This is a genomic window from Streptomyces sp. KR55 (assembly GCF_052245645.1).
Classification (GTDB): domain Bacteria; phylum Actinomycetota; class Actinomycetes; order Streptomycetales; family Streptomycetaceae; genus Streptomyces; species Streptomyces flavusporus.
Map to the genome: position 1 here is coordinate 1 of NZ_JBQQCE010000170.1, position 19,034 is coordinate 19,034.

The 19,034-nt window shown below is 69.3% G+C and carries 20 protein-coding genes; 9 read left to right on the forward strand and 11 right to left on the reverse strand.

The window, feature by feature from the left end:
• From ACTWQJ_RS24305 to ACTWQJ_RS24330, 6 genes are all read right to left on the reverse strand, one after another.
• A partial coding sequence (locus tag ACTWQJ_RS24305) for a nucleotidyltransferase family protein (protein WP_443308707.1) occupies nt 1–748 on the reverse strand: 748 nt, incomplete at its 3' end.
• 63 nt (nt 749–811) lie between these two features.
• Nucleotides 812–1,585, reverse strand: a complete 774-nt coding sequence (locus ACTWQJ_RS24310; protein WP_443308708.1) for a glycoside hydrolase family 113 — start codon at nt 1,583–1,585, stop codon at nt 812–814.
• Between the two features lie 32 nt (nt 1,586–1,617).
• Nucleotides 1,618–2,052, reverse strand: coding sequence for a hypothetical protein (locus tag ACTWQJ_RS24315; protein ID WP_443308709.1), 435 nt, complete (start codon nt 2,050–2,052; stop codon nt 1,618–1,620).
• A 19-nt stretch (nt 2,053–2,071) separates the two neighbouring features.
• The gene (locus tag ACTWQJ_RS24320; protein WP_443308710.1) at nt 2,072–3,523 is read right to left on the reverse strand and encodes a glycosyltransferase family 2 protein; all 1,452 of its coding nucleotides are present in this window, start codon (nt 3,521–3,523) and stop codon (nt 2,072–2,074) included.
• Nucleotides 3,524–3,775: 252 nt separating this feature from the next.
• Nucleotides 3,776–5,122, reverse strand: coding sequence for a glycoside hydrolase family 26 protein (locus tag ACTWQJ_RS24325; RefSeq protein WP_443308711.1), 1,347 nt, complete (start codon nt 5,120–5,122; stop codon nt 3,776–3,778).
• A 48-nt stretch (nt 5,123–5,170) separates the two neighbouring features.
• Nucleotides 5,171–6,049 carry a hypothetical protein gene (locus ACTWQJ_RS24330; RefSeq protein WP_443308712.1) on the reverse strand — a complete coding sequence of 293 codons (879 nt, stop codon included), beginning with the start codon at nt 6,047–6,049 and terminating at the stop codon, nt 5,171–5,173.
• A 74-nt stretch (nt 6,050–6,123) separates the two neighbouring features.
• Between ACTWQJ_RS24330 and ACTWQJ_RS24335 the strand changes: the two genes are divergently transcribed.
• The 4 genes from ACTWQJ_RS24335 to glmM all read left to right on the forward strand — a co-directional run bounded on the left by ACTWQJ_RS24335 (nt 6,124) and on the right by glmM (nt 9,209).
• A complete protein-coding gene (locus ACTWQJ_RS24335; RefSeq protein WP_443308713.1) occupies nt 6,124–6,372 on the forward strand; it encodes a hypothetical protein in 249 nt (82 codons plus the stop codon).
• Nucleotides 6,373–6,622: 250 nt separating this feature from the next.
• Entirely contained in the window at nt 6,623–7,066 is a 444-nt protein-coding gene (gene rplM / locus ACTWQJ_RS24340) for a 50S ribosomal protein L13 (RefSeq protein ID WP_129799257.1), read from the forward strand.
• Between the two features lie 42 nt (nt 7,067–7,108).
• Entirely contained in the window at nt 7,109–7,621 is a 513-nt protein-coding gene (rpsI, locus tag ACTWQJ_RS24345) for a 30S ribosomal protein S9 (protein WP_129799256.1), read from the forward strand.
• Nucleotides 7,622–7,850: 229 nt separating this feature from the next.
• Complete coding sequence (gene glmM / locus ACTWQJ_RS24350; protein WP_443308714.1) at nt 7,851–9,209, forward strand: phosphoglucosamine mutase; 1,359 nt, start codon at nt 7,851–7,853, stop codon at nt 9,207–9,209.
• Nucleotides 9,210–9,294: 85 nt separating this feature from the next.
• Here the strand turns inward: glmM and ACTWQJ_RS24355 are convergent, their stop codons facing one another.
• Together ACTWQJ_RS24355 and coaA are read right to left on the reverse strand one after the other, a co-directional pair.
• Nucleotides 9,295–10,233 carry a DUF389 domain-containing protein gene (locus tag ACTWQJ_RS24355; protein ID WP_443308715.1) on the reverse strand — a complete coding sequence of 313 codons (939 nt, stop codon included), beginning with the start codon at nt 10,231–10,233 and terminating at the stop codon, nt 9,295–9,297.
• 16 nt (nt 10,234–10,249) lie between these two features.
• Complete coding sequence (coaA, locus tag ACTWQJ_RS24360; protein WP_443308716.1) at nt 10,250–11,218, reverse strand: type I pantothenate kinase; 969 nt, start codon at nt 11,216–11,218, stop codon at nt 10,250–10,252.
• A gap of 191 nt (nt 11,219–11,409) precedes the next feature.
• Between coaA and glmS the strand changes: the two genes are divergently transcribed.
• Nucleotides 11,410–13,257, forward strand: a complete 1,848-nt coding sequence (gene glmS, locus ACTWQJ_RS24365) for a glutamine--fructose-6-phosphate transaminase (isomerizing) (protein ID WP_443308717.1) — start codon at nt 11,410–11,412, stop codon at nt 13,255–13,257.
• Here glmS and ACTWQJ_RS24370 read toward each other — a convergent pair.
• Nucleotides 13,218–13,436 carry a DUF397 domain-containing protein gene (locus ACTWQJ_RS24370; RefSeq protein ID WP_443308718.1) on the reverse strand — a complete coding sequence of 73 codons (219 nt, stop codon included), beginning with the start codon at nt 13,434–13,436 and terminating at the stop codon, nt 13,218–13,220. The two genes, glmS and ACTWQJ_RS24370, sit on opposite strands and share 40 nt — an antisense overlap.
• An 8-nt stretch (nt 13,437–13,444) precedes the next feature.
• Nucleotides 13,445–14,299 carry a helix-turn-helix domain-containing protein gene (locus tag ACTWQJ_RS24375; protein ID WP_443308719.1) on the reverse strand — a complete coding sequence of 285 codons (855 nt, stop codon included), beginning with the start codon at nt 14,297–14,299 and terminating at the stop codon, nt 13,445–13,447.
• A 212-nt stretch (nt 14,300–14,511) separates the two neighbouring features.
• Between ACTWQJ_RS24375 and ACTWQJ_RS24380 the strand changes: the two genes are divergently transcribed.
• The 3 genes from ACTWQJ_RS24380 to ACTWQJ_RS24390 all read left to right on the forward strand — a co-directional run bounded on the left by ACTWQJ_RS24380 (nt 14,512) and on the right by ACTWQJ_RS24390 (nt 16,077).
• A complete protein-coding gene (locus tag ACTWQJ_RS24380; RefSeq protein WP_443308720.1) occupies nt 14,512–14,919 on the forward strand; it encodes an ATP-binding protein in 408 nt (135 codons plus the stop codon).
• Nucleotides 14,920–14,948: 29 nt separating this feature from the next.
• Nucleotides 14,949–15,350 carry a hypothetical protein gene (locus ACTWQJ_RS24385; RefSeq protein ID WP_443308721.1) on the forward strand — a complete coding sequence of 134 codons (402 nt, stop codon included), beginning with the start codon at nt 14,949–14,951 and terminating at the stop codon, nt 15,348–15,350.
• A gap of 355 nt (nt 15,351–15,705) precedes the next feature.
• Nucleotides 15,706–16,077: a holo-ACP synthase gene (locus tag ACTWQJ_RS24390; RefSeq protein ID WP_443308722.1), complete on the forward strand. Its 372-nt coding sequence runs from the start codon at nt 15,706–15,708 to the stop codon at nt 16,075–16,077.
• Nucleotides 16,078–16,104: 27 nt separating this feature from the next.
• Here the strand turns inward: ACTWQJ_RS24390 and ACTWQJ_RS24395 are convergent, their stop codons facing one another.
• Nucleotides 16,105–17,268: a hypothetical protein gene (locus ACTWQJ_RS24395; protein ID WP_443308723.1), complete on the reverse strand. Its 1,164-nt coding sequence runs from the start codon at nt 17,266–17,268 to the stop codon at nt 16,105–16,107.
• A 131-nt stretch (nt 17,269–17,399) separates the two neighbouring features.
• Between ACTWQJ_RS24395 and ACTWQJ_RS24400 the strand changes: the two genes are divergently transcribed.
• Complete coding sequence (locus ACTWQJ_RS24400) at nt 17,400–18,830, forward strand: NAD(P)H-hydrate dehydratase (RefSeq protein WP_443308724.1); 1,431 nt, start codon at nt 17,400–17,402, stop codon at nt 18,828–18,830.
• Nucleotides 18,831–19,034: the final 204 nt, after the last annotated feature.

Below are 19,034 nucleotides of genomic sequence, written 5' to 3' on the forward strand. Positions count from 1 at the left end.
GGCCGGGCATTGCCGGGGAGATGACCTTGCCGCGCACGAGGTCCGCGGAGCCCTGGACGAAAGCGGCCGGGGTGCCCAGGTCGAGCCAGTAGCTGTCGTCGATGACGCCGTGCAGGTGCGCACCGGACGCGAGCAGCTCGGGGAAGGTCTCGCGCTCCACGGAGACGACCCGGCCGGCGGGGATGTGGTCGATCACGGACCGGGTGAAGACGTAGCAGCCCGCGTTGATCTGGTCGGTGATGATCTCTTCCGGGGTCTGCGGCTTCTCCAGGAACGCCTGGACGCGGCCCTCGGCATCGGTGGGCACGAGCCCGAACGCCCGGGGGTCGGCCACCCGCTTCAGGTGCAGGGTTACGTCGGCTCCGGAGGCGCGGTGGCTCTCGCGCAGGGCGGCGATGTCCACGCCGGAGAGGATGTCACCGTTGAAGATCAGCACTGGCTCGCCGGGCGCGCTGCGCAGCCGTTCGGCGGCGTTGCGGATGGCCCCACCGGTGCCGAGGGCGGTCTCCTCGGTGACGTACTCCAGCTCCAGGCCGAGGCGGCTGCCGTCCCCGAACTCGGCCTCGAAGAGTTCCGCGAGGTAGGAGGTCGCGAAAACGATCCGGGTGACCCCGGCCGCAGCCGCACGCGCCAGCTGGTGCGTGAGGAACGGCACCCCGGCCACGGGGAGCAGCGGCTTGGGGGTGTGGCTGGTCAGGGGCCGGAGTCTGGTGCCCTGACCGCCCACGAGAAGGATCGCTTCAGTCATGTGTGTCCGCCTTGGGTTGCGGGGACGGGTGAAGGTGCGTGGGGGGATCTCTCCATTGCTCGGCTACTGGGCTGCGTCGCCAGGACCTGCGTAGTCGGAGGTGAAGCAGGCCTTGACGGCCTTCTCGGTCTGGGGGCGGCCGGCGAAGTCCAGACGGGACTGGGTCTTGTCGTCCGGGGGCGTGTTCGGGTCGTCGTCGAACCAGATCGACCACCAGTAGACGCCGCTCATCCGGCGCTCCTGGACGACCTGACAGACGGCCTCATACCAGGTGGCCTGCACGTCAGGGTTGACCGCCCTCTTCGTGTAGAAGTCGCCGGGCGCGTGGTAGGCGCCGTCCATCGCGCCGATACCGGCCTCGGCGATCGTGATGTTCGGCAGGGGGCCGGTCGCCTTCCTGTCCAGCCAGTCGTTCCAGCCCTCGACCAGGGTGTCGACGGGGGCGCTGTCCGGCACCTTGACCGGGAAGTACGCATCCACGCCGAGGTGGCTGACCGGCATGTTGATGCGGCCGGAGACGTAGTTGTCCCAGTTGGCGTCGTAGGCGACCTCGCCGGAGAAGGTCTTCTCGGCCGAGGCGACCAGGGAGTCCCAGCCGGGGTCGCCCTCCATGGAGTTCAGCTCGGTGCCGATCACGAAGGTGCTCGCCTTCGTCTTGTCGGCGACTTCGAGGTAGGGGGTAAGGAACTGCCGGTAGGACGCGAACCAGGCGGAGCGGGAGGCGGGTTCGATGTTGCCGCGCCAGCCGGTCGGCGGGTTCAGGGAGGCCTCGTCCATGATCGGCCGGAGCGTGGTGCGGAAGCCGGCCTCCTGGAACACCGTCAGCACGCGCTGCATGCGCTCAGGGGACGGCGTCTTGGCACCGGCCGTCAGGTCGTTGTTGAGGTGGGGCCATCGGTGTAGAAGGGGAAGGAGATGGACACCGAGTTCGCGCCCAGGCCGATCAGGTACGTCGCGTGCTTGCGGGCCTGGTTCTCGATGAACGTGGCGGACCGCTTCTGCTCCTCCTCCTCCCAGTAGAGCTGTACGCCCCACTGGGGCATGCCGGGCTTCCACGGCTTGGCCACCTGGAGGGTGGTGTCGGGGGACGACGAGGACGCCGTCCCGGAGGAGTCCTGCGCGGTGGTCGGCGGGGTGGTGCCGGAGCCGGAGTCGGAGCGGTCCAGGACGATGCTGGGCAGGGCCGAGCCCGATTCCCAGCGCACCGGGTGGTTGCCGAGCACGAAGGGGGCGCCCAGCACGAGGGTGAGGACGGTCACCGGGAAGATGGCGAGCAGGGGCAGCCGCGAACGCGAACGCTTCATCAGATGTGCTTCCGGGCGGTCAGGCGGGCTTGGCGATCACGACGAACTTGTTCTCCTCGCGCCGGACGAACTTCAGGAAGCCCTTGAAGCCGCCGAGCCCTTCCAGCACGGAGAAGACGGGAATGAGGACGACCACGACGATCGGCTCCCACCACTTGCGTCGGCCGCTGACCGACGCGAGCGCGTTCAGCCGCAGTCCCTCCCAGTACGTCCAGATGACGTAGGCGAAGTTGAGGGCCCACAGGATGACCACGGACTGGGTCACGGGGGAGGTGTTCATGTCGCCGACGAGGAGACCGATGCAGAGCACCGCCACGATGTGCTGGAGCGGGCCGAGGATCCAGGTGGCCACGCAGATCGACAGGAACCAGCGGTAGCGCCAGGGGACGGCTTTGTTGAAGCAGAGCGCCACCAGGCCCCATGCCCACCGGTCGCGCTGCTTGACGAAGTCGCGTGCGGTGGCGGGGGAGGCGCCGTAGCAGCGGCCGTTGAACCAGTCGCTGCGGCCGGGGTAGCGGCGGCAGAAGGTCAGTGCGAGGCGGGCGTCCTCGACGATCTCCTTGGGGCCGAAGTCCCAGCCGATGGTGGCCTCGATGGAGGCGCGCAGCACCAGCAGCTCGCCGTGCACACCGGCGGCCGGGGTACCCATGCCGGTCAGCGCGCGGAAGCGGGCGATGTCGTCGGCGGGACGCACCGCGTCGGCCAGCCACGTGAAGAGGTTGACGGCGGCCTCGCGGGGATACGTGAGGATGCCCTGGGCCATGTGCTTGGCCTCGTCGGGGTGGGCGCGGCGCTGCCGGTTGATGAACTGGGCGAGTGCGGAGGCGGTGTCGGGGCCGACGGCGGTGTCGTCGTCCATGTGCAGCACCCACACGTGGTCGAGGGCCTCGCCCTCATCGATGCGCAGCTCGTGGGCGTAGTGGTTGGCGCGCGCCTTGAAACGGGTGCCGTTGGCCGGGACGTACGCCTTGGGCACGGTGATCACCCGAATGAGCGGGTGCGAGGCGGCGAGCCGGTCGATGGCCTCGGCCGCCTCACAGCCCTCTTCCGTCAGCACGTCGACGCGCATGTACGGGAAGTACTCCGGCAGGTGCTCGACGTAGCTGAGGACCGAGCGCTCCAGAGCGGGGTACGTGTCGTGCCGGCCGATGGTCGGTACCAGGGTGATCAGGAAGTCCTCTTCGGCAGGCGCGGGCGGGGTCATCTGGTCGCTCTGCCGTACCCGGCGCCGGATGAGCAGGGCGCCCTGGATGCCGACCATCACGCCGATCACCGGCAGGGACCAGACGATGGTCAGGGCCCAGCTCAGCGGTGACGAACTGGGCCGGTAGGACCACAGGCCGAAGGCGACCAGCAGGACAAAGGGGAGTAGGAACGGCATGATGCCCGGCTTCCAGGACGCGGTGCGCTGGGCCAGCTTGGCATTGTGCCGCCGGTGCGGCACGCTCCCGTCGACCAGTGTCGATGCCATGACGAGTGCGGAACTCCCGTGAGATCGGTGGTGCGTTGAGGCAGCGACAGATCTCGGCCACGGCACGACACAGCGCACCGCGGCACTTTCACTCTGGGTTCCACGCCCCCCAACGCCTTCTTTGGCGCTATCGGCCACTCACCAGTCAGAAGCCCCCCCAGGCGCCTAAACCACTGGCCGAACAGGAGCACGATTCTCGCACGCATGCCCGTTACGTGGAACCGATGTGAGGAAGATGTGTTCAAAAGTTAATCAAGTGAAGTCTTGCGCCGTGATCGCGTAGGAAGAGTGGTAAGTCCGTTTCACATCGTCCGCGGTGTTCTTCTTCCGGGGCGCGGAGACGTTGTCGTACGACAGGGCCTGGCCCCACACCGTCCACAGCACCCAGGGCGTCCGGGCCAGGGTCCGGGGCTGGGCCGCGTTGAGCGGTACGTGGAAGGACTCGGAGACGATCCGGGGCCTGCGGTACTCCTCCAGGCCGCGGTACCACACCTCGGTCCAGGCTCCGCCGCCGAACGGGCGGGCCGGGGAGTCGCTGTAGTCGTCGACGCCGACGACGTCCACATATTGGCCGCCCGGATAGTACGCCCCGGGTTTCCGCCCGTAGGACCCGTCCCAGGAGTTCGGCGCCCACACGAAGATCAGGTTGTGCAGTCCGCGGCGGCCCACGAGGTAGTCGTACGTCAGACGCCACAGCCTCCGGAACGTGGCCGGGTCCTGGCCCGCCCACCAGAAGCCCCGGCCCGGTGCCGTGTTCATCTCGTGGTACGGCCGCAGCAGCACCGGCACCCCGCGGTCGGCGAGGTAGCCCAGGTGGTCGGCGAGGAAGCCGAGGTCGTGGAGCAGTGCCCCGTGCTCGGCGGTGCCCGGGGTGACGACCCGGGTGAACCAGCCGGGATCCCGTGCGCCGGGTGAGTTGCGGTGCTTGGTCTGCTCGAAGCCCTTGACCGGGCTGCCCGGGTACGGCTGGTGGAAGGAGAAGCCGACCAGGCCCGCCGGATCGCCGCCGTTGTGCGGCAGGGACACTTCGCCGCCGGAGGCGCAGTCCGTGTGCGTGCCCGAAGGGCGGTAGGAGCCGTCGGCCGGCCGGGGCAGGCCCGCCCACACACCGACCGCCAGGTCGACGGCGTCGTCGACGTACCCCCAGTACCGGCGGCAGCCCGGCCATGCGCTGGAGTAGGAGCGGGTCCGGCCCACCGCCCAGCCGGGTTGGCCGTAGCCCGGGCCGAGGTCCAGCTCGACGAAGCCCGGCAGCCGGCCGGTGATGTCCCGGACCTTGCGGTAGTAGTAGCCCGGCTGCTTGGTGCCCCGGTAGTCGCCGTACGCCGGGTTGTACCGCTCGTTGTGCAGCTCCACGTGCTGGCCGATCACCGTGCGGCTCGGCCGGCCCCGGCGCGCGTCGTTCTCCAGGCTCGCCAGCAGGGCGTACACCCGGCGCGCGGCAGGGGTCGCGTGCGGGTCCCGTCTCCGCAGGTCGGTGGGCACCGGCCGGTCGTTGTCGCCGCCCGTTTCCCCGTCCGGCCAGGCCGCCCATATCCCGAGCGGCGCGAGCAGCGCCGCGCCGGCCCCGGCGCCGATCAGCCCGAGGCGTCCGCGCATCCGCATCGCGTCACGTACCGGAGTGGGTGCGCGGGCTGGTGGGGCGCGTCACTCGTTGGCCGCCGCCGACGCCTGGGCCTCGCCGCGGCGGCGGATCTGGCGGAACGTGAACTCGGCCAGGTCGTCGCCGGAGGAGAAGACTTCCGTGTTCTTCGGCGTCACATCGTTGCCGTTGGTGTAGCCGGCGATCGTGAAGTAGGCGTAGCGGCCGTAGGAGTTGGTCGTCGTGCGGCAGACCGCGGCGTTGCAGAAGTCCTTGATCCCGCCGCCGGACAGGGACTTGACTCTGCTCTTGCTGTCGGCCTCGGCCTTGGCCTTGGTCGCCTGGGCCTCGGTGTCGAAGACGGCCACGCCGACCGTCACCGCGACACCGCCCTTGGTGTAGGTGACACGGAGCAGACGGGTGCAGTCGTTCGCGTCGAGGACCTTCGGCAGTGTCCCGCTGGCCGCGTTGGCGCAGCTCTTCGTGTCGGCCGTCGGGCCCTTCTTGTACACGGTCTCGCCCATGGTCAGCTGGGTGCCAGGGAAGAGCCGGTCCGCGCTGAGCGGGGCCTTGTCCTTGTTCTTGCTGGAGACGAAGTCCTTCGGGTCCAGCGGCGGCGGGGCGCTGGTCGGCGCGAACGACGGGGCCGTGGCGGACTCGCTCGGGAGGTCGGCGGTGGCCGGCAGCTGGGAGCTCGGCTGGTTCGAGGCCTGGCTGTCGCCGTTCGCCGAGACGACGGCCACGGCGACGGCAGCGCCTATCGCCACGGTGGCGAGTGCTCCGCCGCCGATGAACAGCAGTCTGCGGCGCTTGTTGCGGGCCTCGGACGCCTCGGCGAGAGCAGCCCAGTCCGGGCTCTGGCCACCGGCGTCGTTCCAGGGCTGCTGCGAATGCGGTTTCCAGGGATCCCACTGGGACTGGGGTCCCCCCTGCCCAAAGCTCATGGGGCGCATCTTAGACGGGCGCAAGGGTGTGCTGGTCCGTCTCAACCAGCCCTCGAGGTCCTAGCGTTCGCTCCATGAGGACGGGCAAATGCGGCATCTCCGGGTGGTTGGTGCGAAGGGCTTCGTGGCTGGTGCGGGCGGTGCTCGTCGACGTCGTGGTGGGGGTGCTGCTCTCCGGGGTCCCGGCGGCCTGCTCGTCGTACGGCTACTGCGTCCCGTTGGTGTCCCGCTGCTGGTCGCCGGGGTTGCGCAGGCGCCTGAGGCGGGCGGTCACGTTCTGTGTTGCGGCGATCGCGGTCCGGGGTGCGGGTGCGAGGCCCTAAACTGGGGGTCGAACAGGCTGCCGGGCGGTGTCGACCCGTTTTGACCGGGTGGGCGCGCCGCAGGTATCCTGCATGTTCGTTGTGTATTGGCTTGCTCATTCTCACGGGACGGGCCCTTACACCGGTCCACCGGGCCGATGACCAGCGACCCCACGTACGCGGTTTGCGTCGCCGCCGTGCGGTCCAGGCTGTCGTGATCGTTTCGGTGACCTTGTTTAGGACCATTCACTCGAAGCGAAGGCTACGAACCGTGCGTACGTACAGCCCCAAGCCCGGCGATGTGACGCGCCAGTGGCACGTCATCGACGCTCAGGACGTCGTCCTGGGTCGTCTCGCCACCACCGCCGCGTCCCTTCTGCGGGGCAAGCACAAGCCGATCTATGCGCCCCACGTCGACACCGGTGACTTCGTCATCATCATCAACGCCGACAAGGTGCACCTCTCCGGCAACAAGCGGACCCAGAAGATGGCGTACCGCCACTCCGGCTACCCGGGTGGTCTGCGCTCCGTCCGTTACGACGAGCTGCTCGAGAAGAACCCCGAGAAGGCCATCGAGAAGGCCGTCAAGGGCATGCTCCCGAAGAACACCCTGGGCCGTCAGATGCTCTCGAAGCTGAAGGTCTACCGCGGCGAGAACCACCCCCACGCTGCTCAGCAGCCGGTTCCGTTCGAGATCACCCAGGTCGCGCAGTAAGTCCGGCCACCCCCTAAGACCGAAGAGAATCTGAGGAGAATCGTGGCCGAGACCACTGCCGAGCAGCCGCTCGAAGAGCTTGACATCGACAGCTACACCACCGAGTCCGAGGTCCCCGTCGAGGGCGAGTACACCTCGGAGTCCATGGCCTCCCGCTTCGGCGAGCCCCAGCCGGCCGCCGGCCTGGGCCGCCGCAAGAACGCCATTGCCCGCGTCCGGATCGTTCCGGGCTCCGGCAAGTGGAAGATCAACGGTCGCACCCTTGAGGACTACTTCCCGAACAAGGTGCACCAGCAGGAAGTCAACGAGCCCTTCAAGGTGCTCGAGCTCGAGGGCCGCTACGACGTCATCGCCCGGATCGCCGGTGGCGGTGTCTCCGGTCAGGCCGGTGCGCTCCGTCTCGGTGTCGCCCGTGCGCTGAACGAGGCCGACGTCGACAACAACCGCGGCCCGCTCAAGAAGGCCGGCTTCCTCCGCCGCGACGACCGTGCGGTCGAGCGCAAGAAGGCCGGTCTGAAGAAGGCCCGCAAGGCTCCGCAGTACAGCAAGCGCTAGGCTTCGCTGCCTGCTGGTACGTACCCCGTACGTACTCCGAACGCCCCGGCGGCACGCCACTGTGCCGCCGGGGCGTTCGTTTATCACAGCCCACAGGCGTATAACGGCACAAGACGCTCAAAGGCTGGTGTGATCGGATGGCCAGGCATCGAATGCCTGGGACCCGGGAGCCATGTGCGCGGGCCGCACCCGCACGGCGACCGGAACTGACGCTTCCTCAGGAGGACAAGTGGGACGACTCTTCGGCACGGACGGCGTGCGCGGTGTCGCCAACGCGGATCTGACGGCCGAGATGGCGCTCGGTCTGTCGGTCGCGGCGGCCCACGTGCTGGCCGAGGCGGGCACCTTCGCAGGCCACCGGCCCACGGCGGTGGTCGGGCGTGACCCGCGTGCGTCCGGGGAGTTCCTGGAGGCCGCCGTGGTCGCGGGCCTCGCCAGCGCCGGCGTGGACGTGCTGCGCGTCGGCGTGCTGCCGACGCCGGCCGTGGCGTATCTGACGGGTGCGCTGGGGGCCGACCTGGGTGTCATGCTTTCCGCCAGCCACAACGCCATGCCGGACAACGGCATCAAGTTCTTCGCCCGCGGCGGGCACAAGCTCGCCGACGAGCTCGAGGACAAGATCGAGGCCGTGTACGAGGCGCACCGGCACGGTGAGCCATGGCAGCGGCCCACCGGGGCCGGTGTCGGGCGGGTCCGGTCCTACGAGGAGGGCTTCGGCCAGTACGTCGGCCACCTGCTCGACGTACTGCCGAACCGGCTGGACGGGCTGAAGATCGTCCTGGACGAAGCGCACGGCGCGGCCTCGGGGGTCTCGCCGGAGGCGTTCGCGCGGGCCGGTGCCGAGGTCGTCACGATCGGGGCCGAGCCGGACGGGCTCAACATCAACGACGGGTGCGGGTCGACGCACCTGGGGCAGCTCAAGGCCGCGGTCGTCGAGCACGGGGCCGATCTCGGTATCGCGCACGACGGTGACGCGGACCGGTGCCTCGCCGTGGACCACACCGGTGAGGAAGTCGACGGCGACCAGATCCTGGCCGTGCTCGCGCTGGCGATGCGAGAACGCTCCGCTCTGCGGGCCGAGACCGTGGTGGCGACCGTGATGTCCAACCTCGGCTTCAAGCTGGCCATGGAGCGGGAGGGTATCGCGCTGGTGCAGACCGCGGTCGGTGACCGGTATGTGCTGGAGGAGATGAAGGAGCACGGCTTCGCGCTCGGTGGTGAGCAGTCCGGGCACGTGATCATCCTGGATCACGCGACGACGGGCGACGGCACGCTGACCGGGCTGCTGCTGGCCGCACGGGTCGCCGAGACCGGTCGTACGCTGCGGGATCTGGCGGGCGTGATGGAGCGGCTGCCGCAGGTGTTGATCAATGTGCCGGATGTGGACAAGGCGCGGGTGAAGACGTCCGCGGATCTTGCGGCGGCGGTTGCCGAGGCGGAGCAGGAGCTGGGGTCCACCGGGCGGGTGCTGTTGCGGCCGTCGGGGACGGAGCCGCTGGTGCGGGTGATGGTTGAGGCGGCGGATATTGATCAGGCTCGGTCTGTGGCGGGGCGGTTGGCTGATGCGGTGAAGTCGGCGCTGGGGTAGTTGCTGGTTCCGGGTTCGGGGTGGGGGTTCTGTGCGCGGCGGGCTGCGGGTTTGTTGTGGCTTGTCGCGCAGTTCCCCGCGCCCCTTACGGGGCGTTGCTCTTCCCGCGTTGTTTGGACCAGAACCACTTCTGTGCCAGCAGTGTCAGGGTGCCGGCGAGGATGATGCCGAACAGGTTGAGCAGGAGTTGCTCCGTGGAGCCCCAGGTCTGGCCTGTGTCGCCGTAGCTCAGGGCTACGGCCGCGTTGGCGGCGGCCGGGACGGTCGTCACGGAGATGGCCACGCCGACCATGGCGCCGGACTTCGCGGAGGTCAGGGAGAGGGTGCCGGCGGCGCCGGCGAGGACCGCCACGACGAAGGAGAACCAGTCGGGGGCGTAGACGAAGCCGGTCTGCGGCCGTTCGCCCTCCAGTTGCTCCTTGGTGAACAGTCCGACGGCGTCCATGAAGAGGCTGAAGCCCACCGTCACCGCCATCGCCACCGCGAAGCCCACGAGCAGCGCGATCAGTGAGCGCAGGGCGAGGTGCGGCCTGCGCTGCACCACCGCGGTGGAGATGCCCGCCAGCGGGCCGAACTCCGGGCCGACCGCCATCGCGCCCACGATCAGGATCGCGTTGTCGAGCACCACACCGCAGGCCGCGATCATCGTGGCCAGCGTGATGAACGCGAGGTACGTGACCGACAGTGTCGACTCCTCGTGCGTCGCCTCCGTCAGGTGCTCCCACAGCACGGCGTCCGCGGGCTCGCCCGGAGCCTCCTCCTCGGCCTTCTCGGCCCGCTTGGACAGGGAGAGGTCGATGTTCTCGACGGCGATGGAGCCGGTGTCGTCGAGGCCCATCTGCTGCAGTCCGGTGAGCAGCTCGTCGCCCGCCTCACGCGCCACGTCGCACATGACGACGTCCCCCGAGGGGTTGCGGGCGGCGCCCGGCATCACGACCAGGTGCGTGGTGCCGACCGTCTTCTCGATCAGGCGGATCACGTCCCTGGTCTTCTCGGACGGCGTGATCAGGCGCAGATGCAGCATGGCGGCAGCGTAACGGTCAGAGCTTGCGCAGGCTCAGGCGCTGCACCTTGTGGTCCGGGCCCTTGCGGATGATGAGGGTGGCGCGGCCGCGGGTGGGAGCGACGTTCTCGACGAGGTTGGGGCGGTTGATCGTGCGCCAGGTGGTGCGGGCGTAGTCGAGCGACTCCTCCTCGGAGACCTGGGTGTACTTGCGGAAGTACGAGGACGGGTTCTGGAAGGCGGTCGCGCGCAGTTTCCTGAACCGGTTGAGGTACCAGCTCTCGATGTCCTCGGTGCGGGCGTCGACGTACACGCTGAAGTCGAAGTAGTCGGCGAGGCCGACCCGGGTACGGCCGTCCTTGCCGGGGAGGGCGGGCTGGAGGACGTTCAGGCCCTCGACGATCAGGATGTCCGGGCGGCGGACCACGAGGCGTTCGCCGGGGACGATGTCGTAGATGAGGTGCGAGTAGACAGGGGCCGTCACCTCGTCCTTGCCGGCCTTGATGTCGGCGACGAAGCGGGTCAGGGCGCGGCGGTCGTACGACTCGGGGAAACCTTTCCGCGACATCAGGCCGCGGGCCTGGAGCTCCTTGGTGGGCAGCAGGAAGCCGTCCGTCGTCACCAGCTCCACGCGCGGGTGCTCGGGCCAGCGGGAGAGCAGGGCCTGCAGGAGACGGGCGACCGTGGACTTGCCCACGGCCACCGAGCCGGCGACGCCTATGACGAAGGGGGTGCCCGACTGCGAGCCTTGTTCGCCGAGGAAGGTGTTGAGCGCGCCTCTGAGGCCGTCCGTGGCGCCGACGTAGAGGTTGAGGAGCCGCGACAGCGGGAGGTAGATGTCCCGCACCTCGTCGAGGTCGATGACATCGCCGAGACCGCGCAGCTTCTCGACCTCCTCCGCGGTGAGCGGCAGCGGCGTCTTGTCCCGCAGCGCGCTCCACTCCGAGCGGGTGAGGTCGACGTAGGGAGTCGCCTCCGGCCTGGGCCGGTGGGCGCTCCGGGGCATCGAGGAGACCGGAGAGATCACAGTCCATTGTTACGGGAGTACGAACGGACGGTGGGGTGGGATCCGTCACGCCGCTCCCGGGTGCTGCTCGGCGGGGCGGTCCGTTTCGGTGTTCGTACCGGCGTGGGAATTTCCGAATTCGGGCACGCTACGACCGGTTCGGCGCCGGAAACGACCGTAGGCTGCCGGTCATGTGCGGAATCGTGGGATACGTGGGAGCGCAGTCGGCGCTCGATGTCGTGACGGCCGGGCTGAAGCGGCTGGAGTACCGGGGATACGACTCGGCGGGCGTCGCCGTGCTCGCGGACGGCGGACTGGCGGCGGCGAAGAAGGCCGGGAAGCTGGTCAACCTGGAGAAGGAACTGGCGGACCGGCCGCTGCCGACGGGCACGACGGGGATCGGGCACACGCGGTGGGCCACGCACGGCGGGCCGACGGACGCGAATGCGCATCCGCATCTCGACAACGCCGGGCGGGTTGCCGTCGTGCACAACGGGATCATCGAGAACTTCGCCTGTCTGCGGGCGGAGTTGGAGGAGCGGGGGCACTCGCTGACGTCCGAGACCGACACCGAGGTCGTCGCGCATCTGCTGGCCGAGGAGTTCTCGTCGTGCGCGGATCTCGCGGAGGCGATGCGGCTGGTGTGCCGACGGCTGGAGGGGGCGTTCACGCTGGTCGCGGTGCATGCCGACGAGCCGGATGTGGTGGTGGGGGCGCGGCGGAACTCGCCGCTGGTGGTGGGCGTTGGAGAGGGCGAGGCCTTTCTCGCCTCGGACGTCGCCGCGTTCATCGCCCACACGCGGTCGGCGATCGAGCTGGGTCAGGACCAGGTGGTGGAGCTGCGCCGGGACGGGGTGACGGTGACCGGCTTCGACGGCCGGCCGGCCGAGGTCCGGTCGTACCACGTCGACTGGGACGCGTCGGCCGCGGAAAAGGGGGGCTATGACTACTTCATGCTCAAGGAGATCGCCGAGCAGCCCAAGGCGGTCGCCGATACGTTGCTGGGGCGCATCGACGCGGCCGGCTCACTGACGCTGGACGAGGTGCGGATCCCACCAGGGGTGCTGCGGGAGGTCGACAAGGTCGTCATCGTGGCGTGCGGTACGGCCTTCCACGCCGGGTTGATCGCGAAGTACGCGATCGAGCACTGGACGCGGATTCCGTGCGAGGTGGAGCTGGCGAGCGAGTTCCGCTACCGGGATCCGATCCTGGACCCGCAGACGCTGGTGATCGCCATCTCCCAGTCCGGCGAGACCATGGACACGCTGATGGCCCTGCGGCACGCCCGCGAGCAGGGATCCAAGGTGCTGGCGATCTGCAACACCAACGGTTCGACGATCCCGCGCGAGTCTGATGCGGTGCTGTACACGCATGCTGGGCCGGAAGTGGCGGTTGCCTCGACGAAGGCGTTTCTGACGCAGTTGGTGGCCTGCTATCTGGTCGCGCTGTATCTGGGGCAGGTGCGGGGCACCAAGTGGGGGGACGAGATTCGCGCGGTCGTCCGGGACCTGTCGCAGATCTCCGGTGAGGTCGAGCGGGTGCTGGGGACCATGGAGCCGGTACGGGAGCTGGCGCGCACGCTGGCTCACAAGAACACGGTGCTGTTCCTGGGGCGGCACGTGGGATATCCGGTGGCTCTCGAGGGCGCGCTGAAGCTGAAGGAGCTCGCCTACATGCACGCCGAGGGGTTCGCGGCGGGTGAGCTGAAGCATGGGCCGATCGCGTTGATCGAGGAGGACCTGCCGGTGGTGGTGGTCGTGCCGTCGCCGCGGGGGCGGTCCGTGCTCCACGACAAGATCGTGTCCAACATCCAGGAGATCCGGGCGAGGGGTGCGCGGACGATCGTGATCGCGGAGGAGGGGGATGAGGCGGTGGTGCCGTATGCGGATCACCTGATTCGGATTCCGGTGACGCCGACGTTGCTGCAGCCGCTGGTGGCTACGGTGCCGCTGCAGGTGTTCGCTTGTGAGCTGGCCGCCGCCCGGGGGAACGAGGTGGATCAGCCTCGGAACCTGGCGAAGTCGGTGACGGTGGAGTGAGTCTTTAGGGCGCTGAGGAAGGCGGTGAAGGCTCCGGTCGGGAAGGTGAGGGTTGCCCTGGCCGGGGTCTTTGAGTCGCGGATGGCTATGTGGGTACGGCGGTCGGAGATCTCCACGCATGAGTCGCCGTCGCCGGGACCGGAGTAGGACGATTTCCGCCAGTTGTCGGGGGTGTTCACGGACTACCTCACAGCTCTTTCGCCAACCTGTGGATGAAATCGCGTGACCGCTCGGGAAGGAGCGCCACGGTCTCCACCTTATGAAAGAGCGCCCGAAAGGCGCCGAGCTGGGCTTCGGAGTCGACGAAGGCGGCGCCGTGAGGGCCATCGCGTACGACGGTGTCCAGCTTGGGCAGGGCGCCTCCCGCATACGTCATCGCACTCGTGGCGCCGGCGAATCCCTCCAGTTCAAAGGGGATGACGCGTACGGTGATGTGGTCTGCTTCGGAGAGTTCGACGAGGCGGGCGAGCTGAGCTCGGGAGGCAGCGCGGTCGCCCACCATGATGCGCAGCGCTGCCTCGTGGATGACGGCTTCGTACGGTGTGGGAGCCGGGCCTTCGAGGATGACCTTGCGTCGCATCCGGTGCTGGACACGCAACTCCAACTCTTCTGAGGGGAGTTCAGGGACCCTGTAGGCGTAGACCGCACGGGCGTACTCCTCCGTCTGGAGCACGCCGGGGATGTACAGGAACTGGGCCTCCCGTAGGAACGTGGCGTGGTGCTCCAGCTCGGACAGGTCGAGGAAGGGCGTGGGCAGGGAGCCCCGGTACTCCTCCCACCAGCCACGTGTCCGGTCGGTCGCCATCGCCACGAGGGCGTTGACCAACTCCTCATCCGAGCAGGCGTAGTTGGAGGCCAAGCGGCGCAGACGCTGCTCACTCACGCCGGTGAGGGCGGACTCGATCTGGTTGATCTGTGCGGAACTCACCCCGAGCAGTGCCGCCGCCTCGCGGCCCGTAAGACCTGCTGCGTCACGCAGTCTGCGCAGCTCGATACCCAGGCGCATCTGGCGCGCTGTTGGTTCGCGCCTCAATCCCGCCATGAACTGCTCCTCGGCTCAACGCGCCTGCAAGCGCGACTCGTTCGGGGTCAGATTACGCGATCCGCTTGCTGAACCTATAAATCCAGGTCTACTTTCAGTGATGCGACGCACACGCTACGGCCGGAAGCGCACCGCTCCGTCCTGCCATGACGGCTGCGGCAATGACACCGCCCGATGATCGCGACTCCCCACGACCCGAACGGAGTTCACGCATGCCCGAAAATGAACCCTGGGAGTACACGCTCTACATCCCGAACGACGTCCGAGCCGTCACCGTCAGCCGCCGCACCCTCCGCCTGATCCTCACCATGCACGGGCTGATCAGCCTCGTGGACACCGCCGAGCTCCTCGCGACCGAGCTGGTCGCCAACGCCGTACGCCACACCAAGGGGCCCGCTGCACTGCGCGTGCGCTGGTCGGCCGGCGTGCTGCGGATCGGAGCGTGGGATGCCGATCCCGAACCGCCCGAGCCGCCGCGGTCGTTCGACCGTGTGGCCGAGCTGGAGGAGGGGCGAGGGCTGGCGCTGATCCGGGCCTGTGCCGACGTATGGGGCTGGCAGCCGCTGGTGAGAGACGGGGATCGGGGCAAATTCGTGTGGTGCGAGTTGGCCGCGGCGTGAACCCGGAACTGCAAGAGGAAATCTCGGGGATGGCCACATCACTGGTGGCAGCCATCACCATGGGGCTCCCACCCGAGAAAGCCATGGCCGAACTCCACAGAAGGTTCAAGCAGATCATCAAGCGGGAGGGTCTGTCTCCTGGGGAGATCGCGTATCTGCGGGGAAAGATCGAGAAGTGGCCACCGGGATACGCCGAGCAGTGGGCCTCCGGTTACTCCGTCGGCCTGGCGAACGAGAAGGCGAAGGGGACTTTGGCCGTGCTGGAGGTGCGTGGCATCCCCGTACCGGACAGTGTGCGCGAGCGCATCACCACCTGCACCGATCTCGACTGCATGGACGCCTGGCTGAAGCGTTCCCGCACGGTCGAGCGGGCGGATGATCTGTTCGCCGACGACCCGGACGTTCCACAGGAGAAGCCTGGCTTGGACTGATCCACGGGTCTGTTGCCCAGCCGTTGGCGGTGGTGTGACGGTCGGGGCCGCCCACTTCTTTGCCAGTGTCGTGCTTCCACGGCCCGCGTCAAGGGCGCTTCGCGTCGGCTGCGCCGATCGGCCTTCGGCCGACCCTTGACCCGGTCCGTTCCAGCACGGGGAGGAAGCGAGCGAGCGGCCCGGAAAGGCGGGTGGCCGAGGCAGGCGGTCACCTCCGTCGGTTGCGGGGCTGGCCGGGGTTGGCGGGCGCAGTCTCGCCTCGCAGGCACGCCGGGCGGCCCCGACGGCCACCTCACCACCGACTGCCGGGCAGCGGACCCCGGCCTCGCCCTTTCGTCGCCGTAGGGTGCTCCGCATGAGCATCATCGGGGTCGGTATCGACGTGGCTGAGATCGACCGGTTCGAGGCGTCACTCAAGCGGACGCCCGGGCTGGTCGACCGGCTGTTTCTGCAGAGTGAGTTGCTGCTGCCCAGTGGCGAGCGAAGGGGCGTTGCCTCGCTCGCCGTGCGGTTCGCCGCCAAGGAGGCGTTGGCCAAGGCACTGGGTGCGCCGGCGGGGCTGTACTGGACGGACGCCGAGGTGTTCGTCGAGGACAGTGGGCAGCCTCGGCTGCGGGTGATGGGGACCGTGGCGGCTCGGGCGGCGGAGTTGGGCGTGCGGTCGTGGCATGTGTCGCTCAGTCATGATGCCGGAGTGGCCTCGGCCGTTGTCATCGCCGAGGGGTGAGACAGACGGCCGAGGCCGAACCCCGCGTCAGCAGATCGACTGGCTGCTGTTCACCAGCGTGTTGTTGCGGAACGTGGTGTTCGTGCCGCAGGGGCTTTCCCGGATCGCGGAGTTGGTCACCGTCAGGTTCTGGATGGTGATGTCGGAGTTGTTCGGGAACTCCGAGCGGGCCGCCAGGCGGATCTCGCCACCGCCGGTGACGCTGCCGCTCTGGGCGGCGATGTTCAGGTTGTAGCAGTTCTCGATCAGGATCGAGTTGTTGCCGGTGTTGGAGATGTTCACCCGGTCGATGACCGCTCCGCCGCTCTCCGAGACGCAGAAGACGCCGCGTCCGCCGCCTCGGGCGATCACTTCGCCCACGCGGATGTTGGTGGGATAGCCGCTGCCCACCCGGCCGTTGCGGTTGGCCATGCGGAACGCGGCGTACCCCGTGCCGGTACCCGCGCCCTCGGCGTCGACCTTGGTCACCGTGGCGTTGATCGTCTGGTTCAGCAGCAGTCCCGATTCGCCCACGTTGCGGGCGGTGACCGTGCCGATGGTGATGCCGTCCACACCGTACGTCTCGACCGCGTGGCTGCTCGCACCGGAGACGTAGACGTTGTCGATGCGGACGTTGCGGGTCCACTGGCTGGTGTCGCCCCGGTTGTCGATGCGGATGCCGAGGCCGGCCGACAGGCGCATGTCGATCTGACCGAGGATCACGTTCTGGACGTTGCGCAGGAAGACGCCGTACAGCGGGCTGCCGGTGACGTTCAGGTGCTGGACCTCCACGTCCCGGGTGCCGCGGGAGTAGACCGGCGCCTGGTCGCCGGAGCCCGTGCCGGTGACGTTGATCGTGCCGCAGACGTCGAGGACGGTGTAGCTGGGGAGGGAGATGCGGGATCCGGCGGACATCGAGCCCGAGCCGCGTACGACCACTCGTTCCTTGGCGGTACGGCCCGCGGTCAGGCTGTTGACGGCTGCCTGGACCGCTGCCCGCATGTCGGTGCCCGTGTGGACGACGCTGCCGCCGCGCCGGGCGGTCCAGGTGCTGCCGCTCTGTACGGCCTCCGCCTGGTACGAGCCCTCTCCGCAGGCGGCGGCCGCCCGGGAGGGAGCGGCGGTGGCCGGGGTGGGGGCGGTGAGCGTGCCTGCGGTGGTGAGGAGGGCGACCGCGCCGGTGGCGGCGAGAAGTGCGGCTCTGCGTCCCATGGGGGTTGGGTCCTCTCGTCGAATCGTTCGACTGAATCGATTCATCCTGTGGGGGCCGGTGAGTTTGGCAACGCGGTGGCTAAGCGTCAATGGGTGCGACGAGGTTGTTGATGTGGGGGAGACTCGGGCGTATGCGGACTGCGTACGGCGTGGAGACGGTCAGGGCAGCTGAACGGGACTTGATGGCGCGGCTTCCGGAGGGGGCGTTGATGCAGCGGGCGGCCGCCGGGCTCGCCGCTGCCTGCGCGGACCTGCTGGGGCGCGTGTACGGCAGCCGGGTCGTGCTGCTGGTCGGCAGTGGGGACAACGGGGGAGACGCGCTGTATGCCGGGGCCCGGTTGGCCCGGCGGGGTGCGGGGGTGACGGCCGTGCTGCTGTCGCCCGAGCGGGTCCATGCGGGTGGGCTCGGGGCGTTGCGGCGGGCGGGGGGTGTCGTCGTAGGGGTCGGTGGCGCCGAGGAGTTGATCGGGCGGGCCGACCTCGTTATGGACGGGATCGTCGGGATCGGGGGCAAGGGCGGGCTCCGGGCGGAGGCGGTGCCGCTGGCGGAGGCGGCGGCGCGGGGGCGGGCCGCTGTGGTCGCCGTGGACCTGCCGAGCGGGGTCGATGTCGACACCGGGGAGGTGCGGGGGGCGGCCGTACGGGCCGATCTCACAGTGACGTTCGGGACGCACAAGCCGGGGCTGCTGGTGGATCCGGCGCGGGAGTACGCCGGGGCGGTGCGGCTCGTCGACATCGGGCTGGAGCTTCCTGCCGAGGCCGAGTTGGAGGCGTTGCAGCACGCGGATGTGGCGGCGCTGCTGCCGGTGCCGGTGTCGGAGAGCGACAAGTACCGGCGGGGCGTTGTGGGGATCGCCGCCGGATCGGCGCGGTATCCGGGCGCCGCGGTGCTCGCCGTCGCCGGGGCCCTGCGGGGTGGGGCGGGGGCCGTGCGGTATGTGGGGCCGGCCGGGGATGCGGTGATCGCGCGGTTCCCGGAGACGCTCGTGTCCGATCAGGGGCCTCGGCGGGCGGGGCGCGTGCAGGCGTGGGTCGTCGGGCCGGGGGCCGGGGACGACGCGGGGACGGTGGCCGAGGTGCTGGCGGCCGACGTGCCGGTGCTGGTGGATGCGGACGGGCTGCGGCTGGCCGACGCCGGGGCCGTACGGGGGCGTGGTGCGCCGACGTTGATGACTCCGCATGCCGGGGAGGCGGCGGCGTTGCTGGGGGTTGCGCGGGAGGAGGTCGAGGGGGCTCGGCTTGCGGCGGTGCGGGAGTTGGCGGGGCGGTATGGGGCGACCGTGCTGTTGAAGGGGTCGACGACGTTGGTTGCGGGTGCGGGGGGTGGGCCCGTGCGGGTGAATCCGACGGGGACTCCGTGGCTTGCCACGGCTGGGAGCGGGGATGTGCTGTCCGGGCTTGCCGGGTCGTTGCTGGCGGCGGGACTTTCTACGGTGGATGCGGGGAGTGTGGCGGCGTATCTGCATGGGCTGGCCGGGCGGTATGCGGCGGATGGGGCGCCGGTGGGGGCGCATGATGTGGCGGGGTCGATTGGGGGGGCTTGGCGGGATGTGTGTGGGTGAGTTGGTGGCCGTGGGGTGGGTGGGGTGCGTCACCCGGCGACTGAGTGGGTGACTGCCTGGACAGTGGGGGCGGGTGGGTGCGCAACCCGGCGCTTGCGGGTGCCTCCCCCACTCTCGGCTTCGCTCGAGCGGGGGGACCCCCATCGCCCACCCGTGCCGCCCTGGGGGTCCCCCAGGCCCTTAAGGCACTGGGGGAGGCACGAC